The following is a 21409-nucleotide window of genomic DNA, read 5'->3' as shown; positions in this document are numbered from 1 at the left end:
TAACCCCAGTAGGGGTACGTTCAAACGGTAGAAAAGTCACTGGTATTGGTGCGAACGACAGCGCAAACTGAGAGGACGGCGATCCCGCGAACCAGTGGAGCACCCGTGGACAACCACTTCGATCACATGCCGGTTCTGTCACGTGGCAGGCATCGCAATCCGAAGCGCGGTGCGTGCTTCATGGAGCTGGCGTCCTACCTAGCCGGAGAGCGCTGGAGCGACCACCCGGCCTGCACGCACCCGCTGCTGGCCGCGCTCGCCCGCCTCGTCAACGACAACACCAGCGACGACAACCGGGGCCGGCTCGTCGGGCTCGTCCCCTCCATCATCGGCCTGTCCGGCGACGACCTGCGGATCGACGCCCGGATCGCGCTGCGATGCGCCAACACGGCGCTGCCGGTGTCGGCGGCCGAGCGCCAGCTGCCGCTGGCCGTCTCGGTGCTCGCGGCGGAGGAGATGCTGGCCAGGCTGGACGGCCTGCCGTCCGGCCGGCTGAGCGAGCCGAGCCAGGAGGCGATGGCGCAGGTCCCGCAGGCGGCGGCCCAGGCACGGAAGTTCAGCCGTGCGGCCCGCATCACCGAGAAGGGCTTCCGGCGCTACGCCGCGCCCAACGCGGTGCAACTGTCGGTGGTCGGCATCGTCCAGGCCTGCATTCCCGACCCGGACACGCTGCTGCGCGAGCTGCTGACGGGCGCGATCGCGGACTCCAGGGAGCTGATCCGCGGCACGGACACCCGGGCGACGACCTACCCGGTTCTGGACGTCCCGGCGTTCGCCGAGCCAGGAGCCTGACCTCTCGCGAGTGCGAACACGTACGAGATCTCCAATAGCATGATCTATCCGGTAGGTCCGTACGCGGTACCGCGAGAGGAAGCCGACATGTCCGAGACAGAGCGGGCCGAAGAGGTTCGCCTGGCGGTCTACACGGGGTTCGCCCGGATCGGCCGCCCTCCCGGAGCTGCCGAGCTCGCGGCCCGCACCGGGTTCGACAACCGCGAGGTGCGGCAGGCGCTGGAGCACCTGCACCGGACCCGCGCCCTGGTGATCGACACCGGCACCGGCGACGTCGTCATGGCGCACCCCTTCTCCTCGGTGCCGCTCGGTTTCTCCGTCATGGGCGCGCGCACCCTGTGGTGGGGCGGCTGCGCGTGGGACTCCTTCGCGATCCCGCACCTGCTCTCGGGCGAGCCCGACGTGCTGGTGGCCACCCGCTGTCCGGCCTGCGACGCCCCGCACGCCTGGGTCGCCCGCCGCGACACCCCTCCCCCGGGCGATCAGGTCGCCCACTTCCTGATCCCCGTCCGGCACATGTGGGACGACGTCGTGCACACCTGCGCCCACCAGCGCCTGTTCTGCTCCACCGGCTGCGTGGACGCCTGGCTGAAGCGCACCGGGCGCGAGCGCGGCTACGTGATGGACCTGCCCACGCTGTGGAGGCTCGCCCGCGGCTGGTACGACGGCCGCCTGGAGCGCGGTTACGTCCGCCGCGACCCCTCCTCGGCCGCCGCCCACCTCACCGCCGCCGGACTGCGCGGTCCCTTCTGGGGGCTGCCCTCGGAGCCCGCCGCAGGTTAGCGTCCGCCCTGGCGGCGTACTCCCTCGCTATTCGCCAACAGGTTCGGGATCTGGCCCGGCCAGAGGGTGGATGCGCTGGTCAGGCTAGCCTCTCCTTCGTTGCGGATCATGGGCAAATATGCCTAAATGTCGGACGAATAGCTGTTGTGGGGAGGGGTTTTCATGACCATCGAGCTCGACCGGACGCACGCGCCGGAGAAGCACCACAGCCATAGGGACGTGACCGGCGGCTGGCTGCGGCCGGCCGTCTTCGGGGCGATGGACGGGCTCGTCTCCAACTTCGCGTTGATCGCCGGAGTGGTGGGCGCCGCGGGGGCGGGGCGCGGGGCCGTGCTGGCCGGATGCGCGGGTCTGGTGGCGGGGGCCTGCTCGATGGCGGCGGGCGAGTACACGTCGGTGAAGTCGCAGACCGAGCTGATGCGCGCCGAGATCGCCGTCGAACGCGGCGAGCTCGCCCGCGACCCCGAAGGCGAGCAGGCCGAGCTCGCCGCCCTCTACCGCGCCCGGGGGCTCGACGCCGACCTGGCGGAGAGGGTGGCGGCCGAGCTGTCGGCCGACCCCGAGCAGGCTCTGCGCGTGCACGTGCGCGAGGAGCTCGGCGTGGACCCGGACGACCTGCCGTCCCCGCTGAAGGCGGCGGCGGCGTCGTTCTGCGCGTTCGCGGCCGGTGCGCTGGTGCCCCTCGTGCCGTTCCTGTTCGGAGCGTCGGGCCTGGTCGCGGCCCTGGTGCTGAGCGTGCTGGGACTGTTCGTCTTCGGGGCGGTGGTGGCCGGGATGACCGCCCGGCCGTGGTGGCTGGGCGGCCTGCGGCAGCTCGGGCTCGGAGTGGGCGCCGCCACGGTGACGTTCGGCCTCGGACACCTGCTGGGCGTGACGGTGTCCTGAGCCGGCCGTACGTGGAAGATCAGGGCCGGCCGGACGCGGCGAGGTTAACGCCGAGGGCCACCAGGGTGGCGCCGGTGAGGCCGTCGACGGCGCGGCGCACGGCCGGCCTGGCGAACACCTTTCGCAGCGCGCTCACCACGTTGGCCACGACCAGGAACCACAGGACGGTCCCCGCCAGCGCGATCAGCGACAGCATGAGCGTGTCGGCGAGGAAGGCGCCCGCCGAGACGAACTGCGGCACCAGCGCCACGAAGAACAGCGCCGCCTTGGGATTGAGCACGTTGGTGAGCAGTCCTTCGGCGAACGCCGCCCACGCGCTCTTCCCGGACGGGTCCGCCACGTCCAGGCGGAGGCCGCCGTCGCCGCGCAGGGCCGAGCGCAGCGCCTTGACTCCCAGATAGAGCAGATAGGCGGCGCCGACGACCTTGACCACGGTGAAGGCCATGGCCGAGGCCGCCAGCAGGGCGGCGACGCCGGTCGCCGCCGCGACGACCCAGACGAACACACCGATCGAGATCCCCGCCGCGGCCGCCATGCCGTGCGCGCGCCCGGAGGCGGCGGAGCGCCGTACGACCACCGCGAAGTCGGGGCCGGGAGACATGGCCCCGAGCATCACAACGCCGCCAAAAGCCACGATCTGCGTCATAGAGGCCATGGCCCCACTTTAGCGGTGCAGAAGTCAACGCTTGCGGCGCCTGCGCTTGAGGATGGTCCGCAGGGTCAGCAGCAGGACGATGCCGACGACCTGGCCGCCGAGCACGATGCGGTTGACGTCGACGGCGGGATGCCACCGGACGTCGCCGTCCTTGACGACGAACACCCCGGCGGGCGTCGCGGCGACGCCGTAGCCACCGCCGCTGCCGCTGCCGTCGGCCTCGTGCTCCCCCTTCTTCCCTTCCCCGGTGCCGCCTCCGCCACCGTGGCCCACCCTGGCGACGGGGATCACCAGGACGTCGCCGTGCTGGATCGGGTCGCCGAAGACGCGCTTGACCGTCGCGGCGTCCTTGGACTGCTCAGCCAGTTTCAAGATGTCCATCTCCCCATGGAACCCCGAGGAGGCCGCTCAGTCGAACTTTGTGGAGATCTCATGCCAGCCGCCGGGGGCGATCCGCGCCGCGGGCTCCGGGCCCCAGCTGCCCTTCGGATAGGGCAGGGGCCGGTCACGCAGGTCGAGGATGGGCTGGACGATCCGCCACGACTCCTCCACCAGGTCGAAGCGGGCGAAGCGGCGGGGGTCGCCGTTGATGGCGTCGGTCAGGATGCGCTCGTAGGCGGCGTCCATCGGGCCGAGCTCCTTGGTGAAGTCGACGCTGACCGGCACCTGCACGGTGCGCTGCCGGCCGGGCTCCTTGGCCAGCAGGTCGAACGACACTCCGGCGTCCGGCTGGAGCCTGAACCTGATCAGGTTGGGCTTCGGCCGGCCGCCGAAGAGCGACACGGGCGGGGTGCGCAACTCGGCGACGACCTCCAGGTCGGTGACGGGCAGCGCCTTGCCCGAGCGGATGCAGAAGGGCACGCCCGCCCACCGCCAGTTGTCGATGACGGCCCGCAGCGCGACGAACGTCTCGGTGGTCGAGTCGGGCCTGACGCCGTCGGTGCCGAGGTAGCCGTCGTACTGGCCGCGCACCACGTCGCCCGGCTGGACCGCCTTGACCGAGCGCAGCACCCGCCACTTCTCGTCGAGCTGGGCGCGGGCGTCGTCGGACGGCGGAGGGTCCATCGCCAGGATGGCCAGGAGCTGGAGCAGGTGGTTCTGCACCACGTCGCGGATGGTGCCGTTGGCGTCGTAGAAGGCGCCCCGGTCGGAGACGTCGAAGTCCTCGGCCATGGTGATCTGCACGCTGCGGACGTAGTTGCGGTTCCAGATGGGCTCCAGCAGCATGTTGGCGAACCTGAACACCATCAGGTCCTCGACCGGCTCCTTGGCCAGGAAGTGGTCGACCCGGCGCAGGTGGTCCTCGTCGAAGTGGTGCAGCAGCTCCTCGTTGAGCCGGCGGGCCGACTCCAGGTCGTGGCCGAACGGCTTCTCCACGACGAGCGTGGCGTCCCGGTTGAGGCCGACGCCCGCCAGCCCGCCGGCGACCGGGGCGAACAGCGACGGCGGCACGGCCAGGTAGTGGACCAGGGCGCCCAGGTCCCGCACCTCGTCGTGGAGGCGGGCGAAGGTGGCGGGATCCTGATAGTCGCCCGCCACCAGCCGCAGGCGGCCCGCCAGCTTGTCGAAAGCGGCGTCGCGCACGCCGCCGCAGGCCTCGCGGGCGTGCTCGCGCAGGCCGTCGAGGTCCAGACCGGTCCTGGCGACGCCGATGACCGGCAGGTCGAACCCGTCCCGCGCGAAGAGGCGATAGAGCGCCGGCAGCAGCATCTTGCGCGCGAGATCCCCCGTGACGCCGAACAGGACCAATGCCCCCGCTGGTCCCATCTCAGGCTCGCCTGCCCCTCAGCCGGCGGTAGCGACGGACGAGGCGCTCGGTGGACGGGTCGGGGAAGGACGCCGGCGGCTCCTCGGCGGTGAGCGCGGGGGCCAGGTCCATCGCCATCTTCTTGCCGAGCTCGACGCCCCACTGGTCGAAGGAGTCGACGCCCCAGATCGTCCCCTCGACGAACACGATGTGCTCGTAGAGCGCGACGAGCTGGCCGAGCGTGGCGGGGGTCAGCTTGGAGCCGAGGATGGTGGTGGTGGGCCGGTTGCCGGGCATCACCTTGTGCGGCACGAGCTCGGCGGGCGTGCCCTCGGCGGCGATCTCCTCGGCCGTCTTGCCGAACGCCAGCGCCGAGGTCTGCGCGAGCATGTTGGCCATGAGCAGGTCGTGCATGCCCTCGCGGTCTTCGAACGGCTCGGCGAAGCCGATGAAGTCGGCGGGCACGAGCCGGGTGCCCTGATGCAGGAGCTGGTAGAAGGCGTGCTGCCCGTTGGTGCCCGGCTCGCCCCAGAAGATCTCGCCGGTGTCGGCGGTCACGGGGGTGCCGTCGGCGCGCACGGACTTGCCGTTGGACTCCATGGTGAGCTGCTGGAGATAGGCGGGGAAGCGGTGCAGCCGCTGGCTGTAGGGCAGGACGGCGCGGGTCTGGGCGTCGAAGAAGTCGGTGTACCAGACCCCGAGCAGGCCGAGCAGCACCGGCATGTTCGCCTCGAAGGGGGCGGTGCGGAAGTGCTGGTCCATGGTGTGGAAGCCGGCCAGCATCTCCCGGAACCGCTCCGGCCCGATGGCGATCATCAGGGACAGGCCGATCGCGCCGTCGTAGGAGTAGCGGCCGCCGACCCAGTCCCAGAAGCCGAACATGTTGTCGGTGTCGATGCCGAACTCGGCGACCTTGGCGGCGTTGGTGGAGACCGCGACGAAGTGCTTGGCGACCGCGTCCTCGCCGAGCTCGCCGGCCAGCCACTGGCGGGCGACCTTGGCGTTGGTGAGGGTCTCCAGAGTGGTGAACGTCTTGGAGCTGACCACGATGAGCGTGGTCGCCGGGTCGAGGTCGGCGAGGTTGCCGGTGATGTCGGCGGGGTCGATGTTGGAGACGAACCTGGCCTCGATGCCGGCGTCGGCGTAGTCGCGCAGCGCCTCGTAGGCCATCGCGGGGCCGAGGTCGCTGCCGCCGATGCCGATGTTGACGACGGTGGCGATCGGCTGCCCGGTGGCGCCCTTCCACTCCTTGGCGCGCACGCGGTCGGCGAAGGCGCTCATCTTGTCGAGCACGGCGTGCACGTCGCGGGTCACGTCCTGGCCGTCGACGACGAGGTCGGTGCCGGCGGGGGCGCGCAGCGCGGTGTGCAGCACCGCCCGGTCCTCGCTGACGTTGATGTGCTGCCCGCCGAACATGGCCTCGACGCGGTCGCGCAGCCCGGCGCGCTCGGCGAGCGCCACGAGCAGGGCGATGGTCTCGCCGGTGGCGCGGTGCTTGGAGTAGTCGAGGTAGAGGTCACCGGCGGTCACCGTCATCCGGGCGGCCCGCTCGGGGTCCTCGGCGAACAGCTCCCGAAGCTGCCTGCCCGCCAGCTCCCCCTGGTGCTTCTCCAGTGCCGCCCACTCCTGGCTCTGGGTGATGTCGCTGCTCACGTTTCCTCCTCGCGCCGTCAAATCGATCACATCGTCCCGTAACCCCGTACCCGGCAGGCTTGATTCCGCGCATGGCGGAGCGGACTCTTTGCCGACCCCAGGCGGTCAGTGAGACTCGCGGCCGACGGCGTCTCCGCTGGAGCCGGTGAGGAAGTCGAGGTCGGCGCCCCGGTGAGCCTGCGTGACATGGTCGATGTAGAGGCGCTCCCAGCCGCGGGCGGGCATGGCGTGGCCGTCGACGGCGGGCTTCCTTGCGGCCAGCTCGGCATCGGGCAGGTCGACGTCGAGCCGCCTGGCCGCAACGTCGAGCACGATCGGGTCGCCGGTGCGCACCCGGGCGAGCGGCCCGTCGGCCGCGGCCTCGGGTGAGGTGTGCAGCACGACGGTGCCGTAGGCGGTGCCGCTCATCCGCGCGTCGCTGATGCGCACCATGTCGCGCACGCCCCGGGCCAGCAGCTTGGCGGGCAGCGGCAGGTTGCCGACCTCCGGCATGCCCGGGTAGCCCTTGGGCCCGCAGCCGCGCAGGACGAGGACCGACGTCTCGTCGACGTCCAGGTCCGGGGAGTCGAGCCGGGCGTAGACGTCCTCGACGCTGTCGAAGACGACGGCCCTGCCGCGGTGGCGCAGCAGCTCGGGCGAGGCGGCGGCGGGCTTGATCACCGCACCGTCGGGCGCGAGGTTGCCCCGCAGCACCGCGATGCCCGCGTCGGACAGCAGCGGGTCGGCGCGCCGCCTGATGACGCTCTCGTCCCAGATGTCCGCGCCGGCCAGATGGTCGACGAGCGGGCGGCCGGTGACGGTCGGCGCCGCCGGGTCGAGCAGGTCGGCGACCTCGTTGAGCACGGCCAGCAGCCCGCCCGCCCTGAACAGGTCGTCCATCAGGTGCCGCCCGGCCGGTTGGAGGTCCACCAGCAGCGGCACCCCGGACCCGGTGCGGTCGAAGTCGTCCAGGTCGAGCTCGACGCCCAGGCGGCCGGCGATGGCCAGCAGGTGGATGACGGCGTTGGTGGAGCCGCCGATCGCGGCGAGCGTGACGATCGCGTTGAGGAAGGAGCCGCGGGTCATCACCTGGCTGGGGCGGCGCCCCTCCCGCACCAGGTCGACGGCGAGGCGACCGGTCTCGTGGGAGCGTTCGAGCAGCCTGCTGTCGGGGGCCGGGGTGCCGGACGTGCCGGGGAGGGTCATGCCGAGGGCCTCGGCCATGCAGGCCATGGTGGAGGCGGTGCCCATCGTGTTGCAGTGGCCGCGGCTGCGGATCATCGTGGACTCGGAGTCGAGGAACGCCTCCCGGGACAGCGTGCCCGCGCGCACCTCCTCGCTGAGACGCCACACGTCGGTGCCGCAGCCGAGCGGGACGCCGCGGAAGTGGCCGGTCAGCATCGGGCCGCCGGGCATCACCACCGCGGGCAGGTCCACGGAGGCGGCGGCCATCAGCAGCGACGGGATCGTCTTGTCGCAGCCGCCGAGCAGCACCACGCCGTCGATCGGGTTGGCGCGCAGCATCTCCTCGATGGACATGGCGGCGAGGTTGCGCCAGAGCATGGCGGTCGGTCTGACGTTCGTCTCGCCCAGGGACATGACCGGCAGGTTGAGCGGGATGCCGCCGGCCGCCCAGATGCCCTGCTCGACGCTCTTGCCCACCTCGTTCAGATGGGAGTTGCAGGGGGTGAGGTCCGAGGCGGTGTTGGCGATCGCGATGTGCGGCCGCTCCCCCTCGAACGCCTCACGTGGCAGGCCCCGCCGCATCCAGGCACGGTGCATGTAGGAGTTTCTGTCGTCGCCGGAATACCACTGCGAACTGCGGAGGCCCATATCGGCACCCTAACCAGCCAGGCGGGCCAGCTGGTAGTCCACGATGGCGGTGGCCTCGGTGGCCTCGGTGGCCCGGCCGACCCCCTCGTGGACGTCGGCGGCCGGCTCGGGCTCGCGCAGGGCCCGGAAGAAGAAGGCGATGCCGACGAGCGCCCCGGTGCGCGCGAACTGCCGGCGTTCGAGAGCGAGGTCGTGCCACAGGCTGCCCGTTGTCTGCCGCCCGAGTTCGTCGGCGATCGCGTGCCGGCCTTCGCGGCGCGCCACGCGGCACGGTGACGTCTACGCGTGCCTTCCAGCGGGCAGGTGCCACGATATGGAACAAATCGATGCCTACTGGCGTGCGGCCAACTATCTGTCCGTGGGTCAGATCTACTTGCTGGACAACCCGCTGCTCACCGAACCCCTGCGGCCGGAGCACATCAAGCCGCGCCTGCTCGGGCACTGGGGCACCACCCCCGGCCTGAACTTCTGCTTCGCCCACCTCAACCGGATCATCCGCGAGCGCGACCAGGACATGATCTACATCGCCGGCCCCGGCCACGGCGGCCCGGCGGCGGTGGCGCACTCCTGGCTGGAAGGCTCCTACACCGAGCGCTACCCCGACGTCACCCAGGACGCACCGGGCATGCAGCGGCTGTTCCGCCAGTTCTCCTTCCCCGGCGGCATCCCCAGCCACGTCGCCCCCGAGACGCCCGGCTCCGTCCACGAGGGCGGCGAGCTCGGCTATGCCCTGGCCCACGCCTACGGTGCCGCCTTCGACAACCCCGACCTGGTGGTGTCGTGCGTGATCGGCGACGGTGAGGCGGAGACGGGCCCGCTGGCGGCGAGCTGGCACTCCAACAAGCTGCTCGACCGCGAGCGTGACGGCGTGGTGCTGCCGATCCTGGCCCTGAACGGCTACAAGATCGCCAACCCGACCATTCTCGCCCGCATCCCCGAGACGGAGCTGTTCAAGCTCCTGGAGGGCTACGGCTACCGGCCGCACCTGGTCGGCCCGGACCACGCCGAGATGTCCGGCACGCTGGACGAGGTGTTCGACGAGATCGCCGCCTACCGCGCGGGCGACGCCGAACGCCTGCCCATGATCATTCTGCGCACGCCGAAGGGCTGGACCGGGCCGCGCGTGGTCGACGGCCTGGCGGTCGAGGGCACCTGGCGGGCCCATCAGGTGCCGCTGGCGGGGGTCCGCGACAATGCCGAGCACCTGGCCATGCTGGAGGAGTGGATGCGCTCCTACCGGCCGGAGGAGCTGTTCGACGAGCAGGGCAGGCCGGTCGCGCGGATCCTGGAGACCGTGCCGCAGGGCACGCGCAGGATGAGCGCCAACCCGCACGCCAACGGCGGCGAGCTGCTGTCCCCGCTGCGCCTGCCCGACTTCCGCGTCCACGCCGTGGAGGTCAAGTCGCCCGCCGCCCAGTTCAGTGAGCCCACCAAGGTGCTCGGCACGCTGCTGCGCGACGTGATCGCCGCGAATCCGCGCACCTTCCGGCTGATGGGCCCCGACGAGACCGCCTCCAACCGGCTCACCCCGGTCTTCGAGGCCACCGACCGGGCCTGGAACGCCGAGCTGCTGCCCACCGACGAGCACCTGGCCCCCGGCGGCCGGGTCATGGAGGTGCTCAGCGAGCACCTGTGCCAGGGCTGGCTGGAGGGCTATCTGCTGACCGGCAGGCACGGCCTGTTCAACTGCTACGAGGCCTTCATCCACATCATCGACTCGATGTTCAACCAGCACGCCAAGTGGCTGGAGTCATCGCAGAAGATCTCGTGGCGGCGGCCGGTGGCCTCGCTCACCTACCTGCTGTCCTCGCACGTGTGGCGCCAGGACCACAACGGCTTCAGCCACCAGGATCCGGGCTTCCTCGACGTGGTGGTCAACAAGAAGGCGTCCGTGGTGCGCGTCTATCTGCCGCCGGACGCCAACACGCTGCTCTCCGTCGCCGACCACTGCCTGCGCTCGCGCGACTACGTCAACGTCATCGTGGCCGGCAAGCAGCCCATCCTCGATCTTTTCACCATGGACGAGGCCATCGCGCACTGCACCCGCGGGCTGGGCATCCTGCCCTGGGCCTCCACCGACGCCGGCGTCGAGCCCGACGTCGTGCTGGCCTGCGCGGGCGACGTGCCGACCCTGGAGATCCTGGCCGCCGCCGCGATCCTGCGCGAGGAGCTGCCCGAGCTGAAGGTGCGCGTCGTCAACGTGGTCGACCTGATGCGCCTGCAGCCCACCTCCGAGCACCCGCACGGCATGGCCGACACCGAGTTCGACACCCTGTTCACCACCGACAAGCCGATCATCTTCAACTTCCACGGCTACCCCACCCTGATCCACCAGCTGACCTACCGCCGCCACGGCCACCCGAACCTGCACGTGCGCGGCTACAAGGAGGAGGGCACCACCACCACGCCCTTCGACATGGTCATGCTCAACGACATCGACCGCTTCCACCTGGTCATGGACGTGATCGACCGCGTCCCCGGCCTCGGCAGCAAGGCCGCCCACCTGCGCCAGCGCATGTCCGACGCCCGGCTGCAGGCCCGCGCCTACACCCGGCTCAACGGCGAGGACGCACCCGAGATCAGGTCGTGGACATGGCCGAGCGCATACTCGTCCTGAACACCGGCTCCTCCTCCATCAAGTACGAGCTGATCGACGCGGCCTCGCGGGCCCGTCCCGCCAGGGGCGTGATCGAGCGCATCGGCGACGGCGAGGGCCTGCTGACGCACCACCTCGCCGAAGGACCGCCGTACGAGAGGAAGGGGCGCTTCGCCGACCACGCGCAGGGGTTGCGGGCCGTGCTGGAGGCGTTCGGCACGGCGGGGCCGGAGCTCGACCCGGTCGCGGTCGGGCACCGGGTGGTGCACGGCGGGTCCCGCTTCCGCGAGGCGGTGCTGGTCGACGAGGAGGTGATCGCCGCCATCGAGGAGCTGGCGCCGCTCGCCCCGCTGCACAACCACGTGAACGTCACCGGCATCCGGGTGGCGCAGCAGGCCTTCCCCGGCGTGCCGCAGGTGGCGGTGTTCGACACAGCCTTCCAGCTCTCGCTGCCGCCCGAGGCCTACACCTACGCGGTGCCGCGCGAGTGGCGCGAACGGTACGGCGTGCGGCGCTTCGGCTTCCACGGCACCTCGTGCGCGTACGTGTCCCGCCAGGCGGCCGCGTTCCTCGGCCGCGACCCGCACGAGGTGAACCTGATCGTGCTGCACCTCGGCAACGGCGCCAGCGCCACCGCGATCGAGGCCGGCCGCAGCGTCGACACCTCGATGGGGATGACGCCTCTGGAGGGGCTGGTCATGGGCACCCGGTCGGGGGACGTCGACCCGGCCCTGCCCGGCTATCTGGCCAGGGTCGCCGGCCTGGACGCGCGGAGCGTGGAGGAGTCTCTCGGCCGCCACGGCGGCCTGCTCGCGCTCGCCGGCACAGGCGACATGCGGGAGGTACGGCAGCGCGCCGCGGACGGTGACGCCGAGTCGCGACTGGCCCTCGACGTCTACTGCCGGCGGATCCGCAAGTACGTGGGGGCCTACTACGCGCTGCTGGGCCGGGTGGACGCCATCGTGTTCGCCGGCGGCGTGGGCGAGCACGACGCCGCCACCCGCGCCTCCTCGCTCGCCGGGCTCGACCGGCTCGGCGTCACCGTCGATCCGGGGCGCAACGGGGCGGAGCAGGACGGCGAGCGGGCGGTCTCACCGGACGGCGCGGCGGTAGCCGTGCTCGTCATCCCCACCGACGAGGAGTGGGAGATCGCACGGCAGGCGCTGGAGCTGATCCGCTGATCCGGTCACACCCTGGCGACCCGCCGAACCGCGGCCACGATGTCGGTGTTGGGCATGCCCTTCAGCAGATACTCCTGGACGCCGACGCGCCGCATCTCGTCGACCGACCTGGAGTCGCCGTACGCGGAGAAGGCCATGACGCGGGTCGTGGGCGACAGGCGGCGGATCTCGCGGGCCGCCCAGGCCCCGCCGCCCGGCATCCGCACGTCCAGGATGGCGACCGTGGGCGTGTGGCGCACCGCGAGCCGGATGGCCTCGTCGGCGTCGCACGCGGTCGCGACCACGTCCAGGTCCGGCTCGGCCGCCAGCACCTCGCTCAGCACCTCGCGGATCAGCGGCTCGTCGTCGCCGATGAGCACGGTGAGCCGCTCCGGCCGTTCGCTCATGGCGCCTCGCGCGGCACGGCCGGCACCCAGAACTCGACCGTGGCGCCGGCTCCCGGCCTGCTGTGCAGGCTCCACCAGCCCCCCGCGACCTCGGCGCGCTGGCGCATCTCGATGAGGCCGAAGTGGTCGTGCCTGGCCAGGGACTCCGGCGGCTGGTCGAAGCCGACGCCGTCGTCGCCGACGCGGACGTGCACCCCTTGGTCCACCGAGACGAGCGAGACGGTCACCACACTCGCCCTGGCGTGCTTGCGCACGTTGGTGAGGGCTTCCTGGCAGATGCGGAAGACGGTGATCGCCGTCTCGGTCGGCGGCTCGGCGGTGAGGTCGTGGGTGAGGGAGTAGGTCAGCCCTGCGCCCGCGACCACCTGGTCGAGATAGCTGGACAGGCCCTCGACCAGGCCGCCGCTGTCGACGCCCGGCGGGTGGAGCCTGAAGGTGAGGTTGCGCAGGCGGCCGATGGAGGCGTTGACCGTCTCGTTGAGCCGCAGCATCGCGTCGGCGTGCTCGCCGGGCATCCTGGTGGCCAGTAACTGCAGGCGCATGCCGACGGCGACCATGGACTGGATGGTGTCGTCGTGCACGTCCCAGGCGATGCGCCGGCGCTCCATCTCCTGGGCCCGCACCAGATGGGCCAGCAACTGTCCGCGCTCGTCCAGGGCGCGTTCGACGGTCCGCCGCTCGGTCATGTCGCGGGTCACCTTGCCGAACCCGCGCAGCCGCCCCTCGGAGTCGTGAAGCGCGGTGATGACGACGTTGGCCCAGAACCGGGTGCCGTCCCTGCGCACCCGCCAGCCCTCGTCCTCCAGCCGCCCGTCCGCCACCGCCGTGGCGAGCTCCCACTCCGGCTTGCCCGCCGCCACGTCCTCCGGCGGGTAGAACACCGAGAAGTGCCTGCCGATGACCTCGTCGGCCTGGTAACCCTTGATCCGCTCCGCGCCGGTGTTCCAGCTCGCGATGCGGCCGCCGGGATCCAGCATGAAGATGGCGTAGTCGACGACGCTCTGGACGAGCAGGCGGAAGCGGTCCTCGCTCTCGCGCATGGACCACTCGTTCACCCGGCGCTCGGTCATGTCGCGGGTCACCTTGCCGAACCCGCGCAGCCGCCCCTCGGAGTCGTGAAGCGCGGTGATGACGACGTTGGCCCAGAACCGGGTGCCGTCCCTGCGCACCCGCCAGCCCTCGTCCTCCAGCCGCCCGTCCGCCACCGCCGTGGCGAGCTCCCACTCCGGCTTGCCCGCCGCCACGTCCTCCGGCGGGTAGAACACCGAGAAGTGCCTGCCGATGACCTCGTCGGCCTGGTAACCCTTGATCCGCTCCGCGCCGGTGTTCCAGCTCGCGATGCGGCCGCCGGGATCCAGCATGAAGATGGCGTAGTCGACGACGCTCTGGACCAGCAGCTCGAGGTCGACGGGCTCGTGCTCGGGCATACCGCAGCTTCGCACGGACGCGCGGTCCTGCGGTAACGCGGTGGATTCAGACCCGGGAACCGCTGAGGTCGGGGGCCAGAGCGGCGAGAGGCGCCGCGAGCTCACACCAGACCGCCTTTCCGGCTTCGCGGTGCGATGTCCCCCAGCGGGTGCACAGCTGTTGGATGACGTGCAGGCCCCATCCGTCGGCGGGGCCGGGCTCGCGCGCCTTCGGCCACTCCTTGCCAGCGTCGTGCACCTCGATCCGGATCTGCGCCGGCCCTCCGGCCAGGCGGAGCACGGGGGCGCCGGCGCCGTGCACCAGCGCGTTGGTCACCAGCTCCGAGACCACCAGCAGCACGTCCTCGCGATGTCCGCGGTAGTCCCACGCGTTGAGGGCGTCGCGCGCGATCCGCCGCGCCACGGTGATGCTGCCCATCTCCTCGCCCAGGTGACGCTCCACCGTGAACGATTCAACATCGGTGCCCATCTTCCCACCTTCGGACAACCGGAGCCCGGCAACGAGACGCAACCGCGCTGTCATATCTGATGTATCCGCCGAGCTGTCTCTAGTGCACATGCACTAGTCCAGGAATCCCTCGCGCCTGGCGATCGCCACCGCCTCCAGCTGCGACCGGGCGCCCAGCTTCTCCAGCACGCGCTGGACGTGGTTGCGCGCCGTGTTGCGCGCCACCCCGAGCCGCTCGCTGATCTGATCGGTGCTCACGCCCTCCGCCAGCAACAGCAACGTCTCCCGCTCGCGTCCCGTCAGAACCCCGCCCGCGTGCCGCTCACGGCCGGTCAGCCGGTCCAGCACCCCCGACAGCAGGCTGGGCGCGAACACCACTCCGCCCGCGGCCACCTCCCGCACCGCCGACTCCAGCTCCTGCAAGCCCGACGACTTCACCACCAGGCCGGCGCCACCCTCCTCCACCACCCGTACGGCCACCGAGGCGGTGGCCTCACCCGTGAGCACCAGCACGCGCGCCTCGGGAGCCACCGCCGAGATCCGGCCGATCGCCGAGATCCCGTCACCGTCGGGCAGGCGGCGATCCAGCACCACCACATCCGGCTGCCAGCGGCCGGCGTCGGCCACCGCCGCCGCGATCGACTTGGACCTGGCCACGACGTCTATGCCCGGAGCGTGGTTGAGCGCCATGCCGATGGCCTCGGCGACCATGTCGTGGTCCTCCACCAGCACCAGCCGGACGGTGGCGGGCGCCAGTGGGTCAGATAAGGGCGACATGGCGGGACTCTCCTGTTCCGGACTGCTGGCCATGTCATTCTCCCGCCTCCCGCGCCCCGTCGCCCCCGCCCCTCTCCCCTTCGCGCCGAAGAAGAAACGCAGCCGGGTCGGGCAGCGACTTCTCCAAGAAATGGTCATCAGAGAGGATTGGTAGGGTTGGTCGCGTTGTTCCGGATTCGGATGGGTGGGGTACAGCGGTGGAGGTCGAACAGACGGCGCTGCCGGGGATAGGGCTGCGTCATGATTTCACCACCCAGTCCGGCAAGCGGATCGGTGTCGTGTCACACCGTATCGGACGGCGCGATCTCGTGATCTACGACCGCGAGGACCCCGATCGGGCGTGCGAGGTCGTCAAGCTCAACGACGAGGAAGCCGACGCCCTGGTGGAGCTGCTCGGCGCCCCCCGCATCGTGCAGCGGCTGAACCAGGCGCACCAGGAGGTCGAAGGACTGGTCAGCCTCCAGCTGCCGATCCCGGCCACTTCCCGCTACGTGGACCGGCCGATGGGGGACGCGCGCGTGCGGACCCGCACCAGCGCCTCGATCGTGGCCATCGTCCGCTCCGGTCAGGTGTTCGCCAGTCCAGGCCCGGACTTCGTGTTCGCGGCGGGCGACATCGTAGTCGTCGTGGGCAGTGCCGACAGCACCTCCGAAGTCGCCGACATCCTGGCTGAGGGTTAGGGCCGCGGGTGCACCACACGGCAATACTTTTCCTCGAGTTCGGGGCCGTACTTCTTGGTTTGGGTGTCCTTGGCGCGCTCGCACTGCGTGCCGGCATCTCGCCCATCCCGCTCTATCTGATCGCCGGGCTCGCCTTCGGCACCGGTGGCGTGCTGCCGCTGGCCACCAGCGAGGAGTTCATCTCCGTCGGCGCGGAGCTGGGCGTCGTCCTGCTGCTGCTGACGCTGGGCCTGGAATACAACGCCGACGAGCTGGTGACCAGCTTGAAGAGCAACGCCCGTGCGGGCATCGTGGACCTGGTGCTCAACGCCGCGCCGGGGGCCATCTGCGCCCTGCTGCTCGGCTGGGGGCCGGTCGCGGCGGTGGCCATGGCGGGCGTCACCTACGCCACGTCTTCGGGCATCACCGCCAAGGTGCTGACCGACCTCGGGTGGATCGGTAACCGCGAGACGCCCACCGTGCTGTCCCTGCTGGTGTTCGAAGACCTCACCATGGCCGTCTACCTGCCGGTCCTCACCGCCATGCTGGCGGGGCTGAGCCTGGTCAGCGGGGCGATCACGGTGGCCATCGCGCTGGCCACCGTGAGCGTGGTGCTGCTCGTCGCGCTCAAGTTCGGGCGCTACATCGAGGCGTTCGTGTCCAGCCCCAACTCCGAGGTGTTACTCCTCAAGGTGGTCGGGCTGGCGCTGCTGGTCGCCGGGCTGGCGCAGCAGCTGCAGGTGTCGGCCGCGGTGGGCGCGTTCCTGGTCGGGATCGCGCTGTCCGGGCAGCTCGCGCACGACGCGCAGGCGCTGCTGGCGCCGCTGCGGGACCTGTTCGCCGCCGTCTTCTTCGTCTTCTTCGGCCTGCAGACCGACCCCACGAAGATCCTCCCCGTCGCCGGGCTCGCCGCCGCGCTCGCCGTGGTCAGCATGCTCACCAAGCTGGCGACCGGCATCTACGCCGCCAGAAGGGCCGGGATCGCCAAGGCCGGCCAGGCTCGCGCGGGCATCGCGCTGATCCCCCGCGGCGAGTTCAACATCGTCATCGCCGGACTGGCCGTGGCGGCCGGGGCCCATCCGGATCTCGGGCCGCTGGCCGCGGCGTACGTCCTCATCCTGGCGGCGTTCGGACCACTGGCGGCCAAACTGGTCCAGCCCCTGTTCGAGGCCATCGCCAAACGCGCCTGACCGGTTTCCTGTCGGTGGCGGGTGTCAGACTCTCCTCGGCGTTCATCCCGTGACGCCGGGGAGGCAGGCATGGAGATCACCGACAGCCCGGTCGCCTGGGTCGCCGACCACATCAGGTCCTACGTCGCCAGCGACGGCGAGTCCGGCCATCGCTACCAGGGCAAGGACGCCCTGCTGCTCACCACCCGCGGCCGCCGGACCGGCACGCTGCGCCGCACCGCCCTGTTCTACGGCGCCGACGGCGACCGGCTCGTCGTCGTCGGCTCCAACGGCGGGTCGGCCCACCACCCGGCCTGGGTCCTCAACGTGCGGGCGGACCCGGAGGTCGCGGTGCAGGTGGGCGCCGAGCGGTTCGCCGCCCGCGCCCGCGTGACCGAGGGAGACGAGCGCGAGCGGCTGTGGGCGCTGATGCTCGAGATCTTCCCCTCCTACGGCGGCATGCAGAAGAAGACGTCCCGCGAGCTGCCCGTGATGGTGATCGAGCGAGCGGAAGCGGCCGGCTGACACCATGGCCGACCGCAAACACGGGGTCCCCGCGCCGCCGACCGAGACGACCGTCAGATCCGCCGACTGGGACGGGCGTGACCTGACCGGCGAGACCTACCATCGCGTCCTGTTCGTCGACGTGGACATGACCGAGCTGGTCAACCACGGCTCGGCGTTCGAGGAGTGCACGTTCCGCAATGTGCGCTTCAACGTCTCCGAGCACGAGGACGCCCTCTTCCTCAACTGCACCTTCTCCCGGTGCTCGTTCTTCGACGCGACGTTCAGGGGCTGCAAGCTGACCGGCAGCATGTTCGACGGCTGCTCCTACGGGCTGCTCAAGGTCGACGGCGGCGACTGGTCCTTCGTCGGCCTGCCGGGCGCCGACCTGCGCGGCAGCGCCTTTCACGGGGTGCGGCTGCGTGAGGCCGACCTGATGGGGGCCAGGCTGGAGGGCGCCGAGATCCGGCGGTCGGACCTGTCGGGGGCTTCGCTGCACAGCGCCGACCTCACGGGCTGCGACCTGCGCGGCAGCGACCTGGGCGATCTCGACCCGCTCACGGTCAAGCTCAACAGGGCCGTCATCGACCCTTACCAGGCGACGGTCATCGCCTCCGCCCTGGGGCTGGAGGTGCGCGAGTAGAGCGTCGGTCGCGTCCCCCTCCGGACCTTCAGCCCGCGCCGCCCCGCAGGAGGACAACGACCGGCGGCACCCGCGTCATGGTCAGGGTGCGAGCCGTGGCGGCGGCCCGGCGATCACCGGTCAGCCGTTCACGGCGCGGAGGGCGCCGGGGCGGCGGCCGGTGAGGCGGTCGAGCGCCGCTGCCGTGACCTGGTCGGCCGGGAGATAGACGATGAGCCGCTGCTCGGCCTGGGCCACCTCGAGGGTTTCGGGGATCAGGCGGAGCTCGCCGGCCTCCGGGTGCACCAGGTGTTCCGGGCGGGCGGACGTGCGGGGGCCGAACGAGACCGGCGAGCGGTCGCTGAATGCGGCGCCTGCCGTGATGGTCAGCTCGTGCGCGAAGTTCACGGCACGCTCGTCGGCGAGCGCGGCCGCCTGGTTGAGCGCGGTGGCGTGCTCGTCGGCGAGGCGCTCCCAGTCCGGGTAGGCGGCCCTGGCGCGCGGATCGGCGAACAGGAACCGGATGAGGTTGGGCGAGTCGCCGTCCAGGAGGCCCAGCGGGCGGGCGAGGCGGTCGTAGCCGCTCGTGTGCGCCAGCACGTCGGACATGCGGTTGAGCAGCACGGCCGGCGCGGGTTCGAGGCGTTCGAGCAGGGCCCGGACCGACGGGCGGATCGCGTGGTCGGGGAGCTCGGCCGCCGCGGCGCACAGGAGGAAGTCGCCGCTGTTGATTTTGATCAGGTGGTGCAGGTGGAGCCGCTCCTCGGGCCCGAGGCGGAGGGCGTCGGCGAGGGCGCCGGCCACCTGCGCCGACGGGTTGCGGTCGCGACCCTGTTCGAGCCGGGTGAGGTATTCGACGCTGACGCCCGCCAGCGTGGCCAGCTCCGACCGGCGCAGGCCCGGGGTGCGCCGCCGGGGGCTGCCGGGCAGCCCGACGTCGTCGGGTTTGGTGGCCTCGCGGCGGGAGCGGAGGTATTTGCCCAGTTCGTTGTCGGCCACGTGAGAAGTGTATGGGGCGGGGGGCGCCCTCATCGTGGCCCTCGCGGGGCCAGCCTTCAGCCGGTCTCCCTGGCGCCCGGCGGTCCCGGCAGGGTGAAGGGGCGCGCCGATCTCGGTCGGCGCGCTACGTAACGCCAGGCGTGCGGATACGTACAAGGCATGACACCGACTGATACACGGCATAGGTTCGGGCTATTCGTCCGAGAAAGGCATGGGGAATCGTGCGTTATCGTCTGCTCGGCCAGACCGGGCTACGGGTGTCGGAGTTGTTCCTGGGCGCGATGACCTTCCGCTCGTCGTCGCCCGAGGTCCGCAAGATGCTCGACATGTACGCGGACGCCGGAGGGAACGTCGTCGACACGGCCTCCGCCTACGGCGAGAGCGAGGACGTGGTCGGCGAGCTCCTCGACGGGCGCCGTGACCGGTTCGTTCTCGCCAGCAAGTACACCCTGAGCCGCGACGACAGCGACCTGAACGCCTCCGGCAACCACCGCAAGAACCTCGTCCTGTCCCTGGAGCGCAGCCTGCGGAGGCTGCGTACGGACTACATCGACCTGTTCTGGGTGCATCTGTGGGATCGGCACACGCCGATCGAGGAGACGATGCGGGCTCTCGACGACGCGGTTCGGGCCGGAAAAATCCTCTATGTCGGCATATCGGATGCTCCTGCCTGGATCGTGAGCCGGGCCAACACGCTGGCCGAGTGGCGCGGCTGGACACCTTTCGCCGGGCTGCAGGTGCCGTACAACCTGCTGCGGCGCGACATCGAGCGGGAGCTGCTGCCGATGGCGGAGGCGCTGGAGCTGAGCGTGGCCGTGTGGGGACCGCTCGCCGGCGGGGTGCTGTCCGGGAAGTTCAGCGGCGGCGCCGCGCCCGCGTCGGGCACCCGGATCGCGCCCGGATCCGTCAGCGAGCGCGACCACGCGGCGGCGAGCGCGGCGCTGGAGGTGGCGGCGGAGCTGGGCGTCACGGCCTCGCAGGTGGCGATCGCCTGGACCCGGGCCCGCTCGCGGGCGGTGCATCCGATCCTCGGCGCGAGCAGCGCCGAGCAGCTCAAGGACAACCTGGGGGCGGTCGACGTCGTCCTGCCTGAGGAGGCCGTCCAGCGTCTGGAGGCGGCGGTGCCGTTCTCCCTGGGGTTCCCCCTCGACTTCATCGGCGAGGTCGGCGAGGCCGTGCTCGGCGACCAGTACGGCCGTCTCGACGGTCGCTGACGGGGGCCAGGGACTCGGCGGTGTGCAGGAGACCGGGGAGCGCGGCGAGCACCCGGTCACCGCGGCGGCGGCGATCGGCGGAGGTTTCGGCGCCCAGGTCGGCGAGGACTGACCGCAAGCCGTCGTCCGAGGCGGCCATCCCGGCCGAGGCCAGCTTGGCCAGGCACCGGGCGTAGGTCGCCACCAGCCAGAAGACGGCCTCCCTGTGCAGGCCACGGTCGACGAGCTCGTGGCCGCCCCCGATGGCGACGGGCTTGGCCGGGCCGCTGATGTCGGAGGCGAAACGGTAGGACGGGGCGGGCACGTCCTTGGCCACGTCGAAGACCCGCTCCAGCTCGCGCAGGTGGTGGCGCACCCGCGCCGGGCCCAGGTCGGCGCAGCCCAGCAGGTCGAGCAGGTGCTCGTGGTGACCCGGCAGGCCGCGTTCGGCGAGCAGCTCGCCCACGGCTTCGTACCGGCGGCGGACGGTCGGGTTGCGCAGCCCGGCCACCAGCAGGACATGCGCCGTCACCCCGGTCCCGAAGAGCCACGCGGTGACCTGGTCGGGCAGCGACGCCGGCTCGTCCATGCCGGCGATCCGGTCGCGCACCGTCTCCGCCGCGTGCGCGCAGCGTGCCAGGACCCAGTGCCGCTCGGCGAAGCGATGGGACACGGCCCGCTGGATCGCGGTGAGGCGGCCTGACGGGTCGGCCAGCACGCCGTCCCGGTGGAACGCGCCCGCGAGGTGGTAGTGGCCGAGGACGGTCCCGGCCGGATCCGCCGGCGGGCCGAGCGCCTCCCAGGAAAGCAGGGAGACCTCCAGCAGGACGCCGCCGTACCGGAACTTCCCGGGAGGGACGACCCGGAGGTCGTCCAGGACGAGCATCACGTCCACGTCCGAGCTGGGCGGCAGCGCCGAGCCCGGCCGAGCCCACAGGGCGGATCCGGTGAGGAAGGCGCCGGCGAAACCCGGCAGCCGTGCCCCCTCCTCCCGCGCCCATCGCCGGGCGACCTGCCTGGCCTGCTCGATCAGCATCGCCCTGTCCCCCTGACGCTCGACCGGCGTCGAGCCTACCTCTGCCCGAATCCGGGCAGAAAGGTTCGCGACGACCGTGCGAGGG

At 71.4% G+C, this 21409-nt stretch carries 22 protein-coding genes; 10 read left to right on the top strand and 12 right to left on the bottom strand.

What is annotated here, in order from left to right:
- Positions 1 to 180 precede the first annotated feature (180 nt).
- The 3 genes from V5E28_RS06135 (at position 181) to V5E28_RS06125 (ending at position 2460) form a co-directional block, all read left to right on the top strand.
- The gene (locus tag V5E28_RS06135; protein ID WP_336205384.1) at positions 181 to 792 is read left to right on the top strand and encodes a hypothetical protein; all 612 of its coding nucleotides are present in this window, start codon (positions 181 to 183) and stop codon (positions 790 to 792) included.
- 87 nt (positions 793 to 879) lie between these two features.
- Positions 880 to 1575: an organomercurial lyase gene (gene merB, locus V5E28_RS06130; RefSeq protein WP_336205383.1), complete on the top strand. Its 696-nt coding sequence runs from the start codon at positions 880 to 882 to the stop codon at positions 1573 to 1575.
- Between the two features lie 162 nt (positions 1576 to 1737).
- Positions 1738 to 2460 carry a VIT1/CCC1 transporter family protein gene (locus tag V5E28_RS06125; protein WP_336205382.1) on the top strand — a complete coding sequence of 241 codons (723 nt, stop codon included), beginning with the start codon at positions 1738 to 1740 and terminating at the stop codon, positions 2458 to 2460.
- A gap of 19 nt (positions 2461 to 2479) precedes the next feature.
- On the opposite strand, the gene V5E28_RS06120 is transcribed toward V5E28_RS06125, so the two are convergent.
- The 6 genes from V5E28_RS06120 to V5E28_RS06095 form a co-directional block, all read right to left on the bottom strand.
- Positions 2480 to 3115, bottom strand: coding sequence for a LysE family translocator (locus tag V5E28_RS06120; RefSeq protein WP_336205381.1), 636 nt, complete (start codon positions 3113 to 3115; stop codon positions 2480 to 2482).
- A gap of 24 nt (positions 3116 to 3139) precedes the next feature.
- A complete protein-coding gene (locus tag V5E28_RS06115; protein WP_336205380.1) occupies positions 3140 to 3496 on the bottom strand; it encodes a spore germination protein GerW family protein in 357 nt (118 codons plus the stop codon).
- 27 nt (positions 3497 to 3523) lie between these two features.
- A complete protein-coding gene (zwf, locus tag V5E28_RS06110) occupies positions 3524 to 4882 on the bottom strand; it encodes a glucose-6-phosphate dehydrogenase (protein ID WP_336205379.1) in 1359 nt (452 codons plus the stop codon).
- Between the two features lies 1 nt (position 4883).
- Positions 4884 to 6515: a glucose-6-phosphate isomerase gene (gene pgi, locus V5E28_RS06105; RefSeq protein ID WP_336205378.1), complete on the bottom strand. Its 1632-nt coding sequence runs from the start codon at positions 6513 to 6515 to the stop codon at positions 4884 to 4886.
- A gap of 105 nt (positions 6516 to 6620) precedes the next feature.
- Complete coding sequence (locus V5E28_RS06100; protein ID WP_336205377.1) at positions 6621 to 8327, bottom strand: IlvD/Edd family dehydratase; 1707 nt, start codon at positions 8325 to 8327, stop codon at positions 6621 to 6623.
- A 9-nt stretch (positions 8328 to 8336) separates the two neighbouring features.
- The gene (locus tag V5E28_RS06095; protein WP_336205376.1) at positions 8337 to 8591 is read right to left on the bottom strand and encodes a hypothetical protein; all 255 of its coding nucleotides are present in this window, start codon (positions 8589 to 8591) and stop codon (positions 8337 to 8339) included.
- 49 nt (positions 8592 to 8640) lie between these two features.
- On the opposite strand from V5E28_RS06095, the gene V5E28_RS06090 reads away from it, so the two are divergent.
- A complete protein-coding gene (locus V5E28_RS06090) occupies positions 8641 to 10944 on the top strand; it encodes a phosphoketolase family protein (RefSeq protein WP_336205375.1) in 2304 nt (767 codons plus the stop codon).
- Positions 10920 to 12104: an acetate/propionate family kinase gene (locus V5E28_RS06085; RefSeq protein ID WP_336205374.1), complete on the top strand. Its 1185-nt coding sequence runs from the start codon at positions 10920 to 10922 to the stop codon at positions 12102 to 12104. Before V5E28_RS06090 ends, V5E28_RS06085 begins: the two co-directional genes overlap by 25 nt.
- 5 nt (positions 12105 to 12109) lie before the next feature.
- Here the strand turns inward: V5E28_RS06085 and V5E28_RS06080 are convergent, their stop codons facing one another.
- From V5E28_RS06080 to V5E28_RS06065, 4 genes are all read right to left on the bottom strand, one after another.
- The gene (locus V5E28_RS06080; protein WP_336205373.1) at positions 12110 to 12490 is read right to left on the bottom strand and encodes a response regulator; all 381 of its coding nucleotides are present in this window, start codon (positions 12488 to 12490) and stop codon (positions 12110 to 12112) included.
- Positions 12487 to 13917: a PAS domain-containing sensor histidine kinase gene (locus tag V5E28_RS06075; protein ID WP_336205372.1), complete on the bottom strand. Its 1431-nt coding sequence runs from the start codon at positions 13915 to 13917 to the stop codon at positions 12487 to 12489. Before V5E28_RS06075 ends, V5E28_RS06080 begins: the two co-directional genes overlap by 4 nt.
- 46 nt (positions 13918 to 13963) lie before the next feature.
- Entirely contained in the window at positions 13964 to 14386 is a 423-nt protein-coding gene (locus V5E28_RS06070; RefSeq protein WP_336205371.1) for an ATP-binding protein, read from the bottom strand.
- A 93-nt stretch (positions 14387 to 14479) separates the two neighbouring features.
- On the bottom strand, positions 14480 to 15142 hold the full coding sequence (locus tag V5E28_RS06065; RefSeq protein WP_336205370.1) for a response regulator transcription factor: 663 nt from the start codon (positions 15140 to 15142) through the stop codon (positions 14480 to 14482).
- Between the two features lie 197 nt (positions 15143 to 15339).
- Here V5E28_RS06065 and V5E28_RS06060 point away from each other — a divergent pair, with 197 nt between their 5' ends.
- From V5E28_RS06060 to V5E28_RS06045, 4 genes are all read left to right on the top strand, one after another.
- Positions 15340 to 15822 carry a cation:proton antiporter regulatory subunit gene (locus V5E28_RS06060; protein WP_336205369.1) on the top strand — a complete coding sequence of 161 codons (483 nt, stop codon included), beginning with the start codon at positions 15340 to 15342 and terminating at the stop codon, positions 15820 to 15822.
- A gap of 8 nt (positions 15823 to 15830) precedes the next feature.
- On the top strand, positions 15831 to 16991 hold the full coding sequence (locus V5E28_RS06055; RefSeq protein WP_336205368.1) for a cation:proton antiporter: 1161 nt from the start codon (positions 15831 to 15833) through the stop codon (positions 16989 to 16991).
- 69 nt (positions 16992 to 17060) lie between these two features.
- Complete coding sequence (locus V5E28_RS06050) at positions 17061 to 17495, top strand: nitroreductase/quinone reductase family protein (protein WP_336205367.1); 435 nt, start codon at positions 17061 to 17063, stop codon at positions 17493 to 17495.
- 4 nt (positions 17496 to 17499) lie between these two features.
- A complete protein-coding gene (locus V5E28_RS06045) occupies positions 17500 to 18117 on the top strand; it encodes a pentapeptide repeat-containing protein (protein WP_336205366.1) in 618 nt (205 codons plus the stop codon).
- A 120-nt stretch (positions 18118 to 18237) separates the two neighbouring features.
- Here the strand turns inward: V5E28_RS06045 and V5E28_RS06040 are convergent, their stop codons facing one another.
- Positions 18238 to 19095: a helix-turn-helix domain-containing protein gene (locus V5E28_RS06040; RefSeq protein WP_336205365.1), complete on the bottom strand. Its 858-nt coding sequence runs from the start codon at positions 19093 to 19095 to the stop codon at positions 18238 to 18240.
- 221 nt (positions 19096 to 19316) lie between these two features.
- Between V5E28_RS06040 and V5E28_RS06035 the strand changes: the two genes are divergently transcribed.
- The gene (locus tag V5E28_RS06035) at positions 19317 to 20309 is read left to right on the top strand and encodes an aldo/keto reductase (RefSeq protein ID WP_336205364.1); all 993 of its coding nucleotides are present in this window, start codon (positions 19317 to 19319) and stop codon (positions 20307 to 20309) included.
- On the opposite strand, the gene V5E28_RS06030 is transcribed toward V5E28_RS06035, so the two are convergent.
- Entirely contained in the window at positions 20248 to 21324 is a 1077-nt protein-coding gene (locus V5E28_RS06030) for a hypothetical protein (protein ID WP_336205363.1), read from the bottom strand. The two genes, V5E28_RS06035 and V5E28_RS06030, sit on opposite strands and share 62 nt — an antisense overlap.
- Between the last annotated feature and the right edge of the window lie 85 nt (positions 21325 to 21409).

It is taken from the genome of Nonomuraea sp. LPB2021202275-12-8, from assembly GCF_037044575.1.
Classification (GTDB): domain Bacteria; phylum Actinomycetota; class Actinomycetes; order Streptosporangiales; family Streptosporangiaceae; genus Nonomuraea.
The sequence above is the reverse complement of the archived record's forward strand: the minus strand, read 5'-3'. Positions and strand labels throughout refer to the sequence as shown.

Excerpts from the sequence above, each read along its gene's own strand:
- V5E28_RS06070 (WP_336205371.1), bottom strand. The coding sequence starts at position 14,386 with ATGGGCACCGATGTTGAATCGTTCACGGTGGAGCGTCACCTGGGCGAG.
- V5E28_RS06045 (WP_336205366.1), top strand. The coding sequence starts at position 17,500 with ATGGCCGACCGCAAACACGGGGTCCCCGCGCCGCCGACCGAGACGACC.
- V5E28_RS06120 (WP_336205381.1), bottom strand. The coding sequence starts at position 3,115 with ATGGCCTCTATGACGCAGATCGTGGCTTTTGGCGGCGTTGTGATGCTC.
- V5E28_RS06100 (WP_336205377.1), bottom strand. The coding sequence starts at position 8,327 with ATGGGCCTCCGCAGTTCGCAGTGGTATTCCGGCGACGACAGAAACTCC.
- V5E28_RS06135 (WP_336205384.1), top strand. The coding sequence starts at position 181 with ATGGAGCTGGCGTCCTACCTAGCCGGAGAGCGCTGGAGCGACCACCCG.
- merB (WP_336205383.1), top strand. The coding sequence starts at position 880 with ATGTCCGAGACAGAGCGGGCCGAAGAGGTTCGCCTGGCGGTCTACACG.
- V5E28_RS06125 (WP_336205382.1), top strand. The coding sequence starts at position 1,738 with ATGACCATCGAGCTCGACCGGACGCACGCGCCGGAGAAGCACCACAGC.
- zwf (WP_336205379.1), bottom strand. The coding sequence starts at position 4,882 with ATGGGACCAGCGGGGGCATTGGTCCTGTTCGGCGTCACGGGGGATCTC.
- V5E28_RS06030 (WP_336205363.1), bottom strand. The coding sequence starts at position 21,324 with ATGCTGATCGAGCAGGCCAGGCAGGTCGCCCGGCGATGGGCGCGGGAG.
- V5E28_RS06115 (WP_336205380.1), bottom strand. The coding sequence starts at position 3,496 with ATGGACATCTTGAAACTGGCTGAGCAGTCCAAGGACGCCGCGACGGTC.
- V5E28_RS06090 (WP_336205375.1), top strand. The coding sequence starts at position 8,641 with ATGGAACAAATCGATGCCTACTGGCGTGCGGCCAACTATCTGTCCGTG.
- V5E28_RS06075 (WP_336205372.1), bottom strand. The coding sequence starts at position 13,917 with ATGCCCGAGCACGAGCCCGTCGACCTCGAGCTGCTGGTCCAGAGCGTC.
- V5E28_RS06050 (WP_336205367.1), top strand. The coding sequence starts at position 17,061 with ATGGAGATCACCGACAGCCCGGTCGCCTGGGTCGCCGACCACATCAGG.
- V5E28_RS06080 (WP_336205373.1), bottom strand. The coding sequence starts at position 12,490 with ATGAGCGAACGGCCGGAGCGGCTCACCGTGCTCATCGGCGACGACGAG.
- V5E28_RS06065 (WP_336205370.1), bottom strand. The coding sequence starts at position 15,142 with ATGTCGCCCTTATCTGACCCACTGGCGCCCGCCACCGTCCGGCTGGTG.
- V5E28_RS06085 (WP_336205374.1), top strand. The coding sequence starts at position 10,920 with ATGGCCGAGCGCATACTCGTCCTGAACACCGGCTCCTCCTCCATCAAG.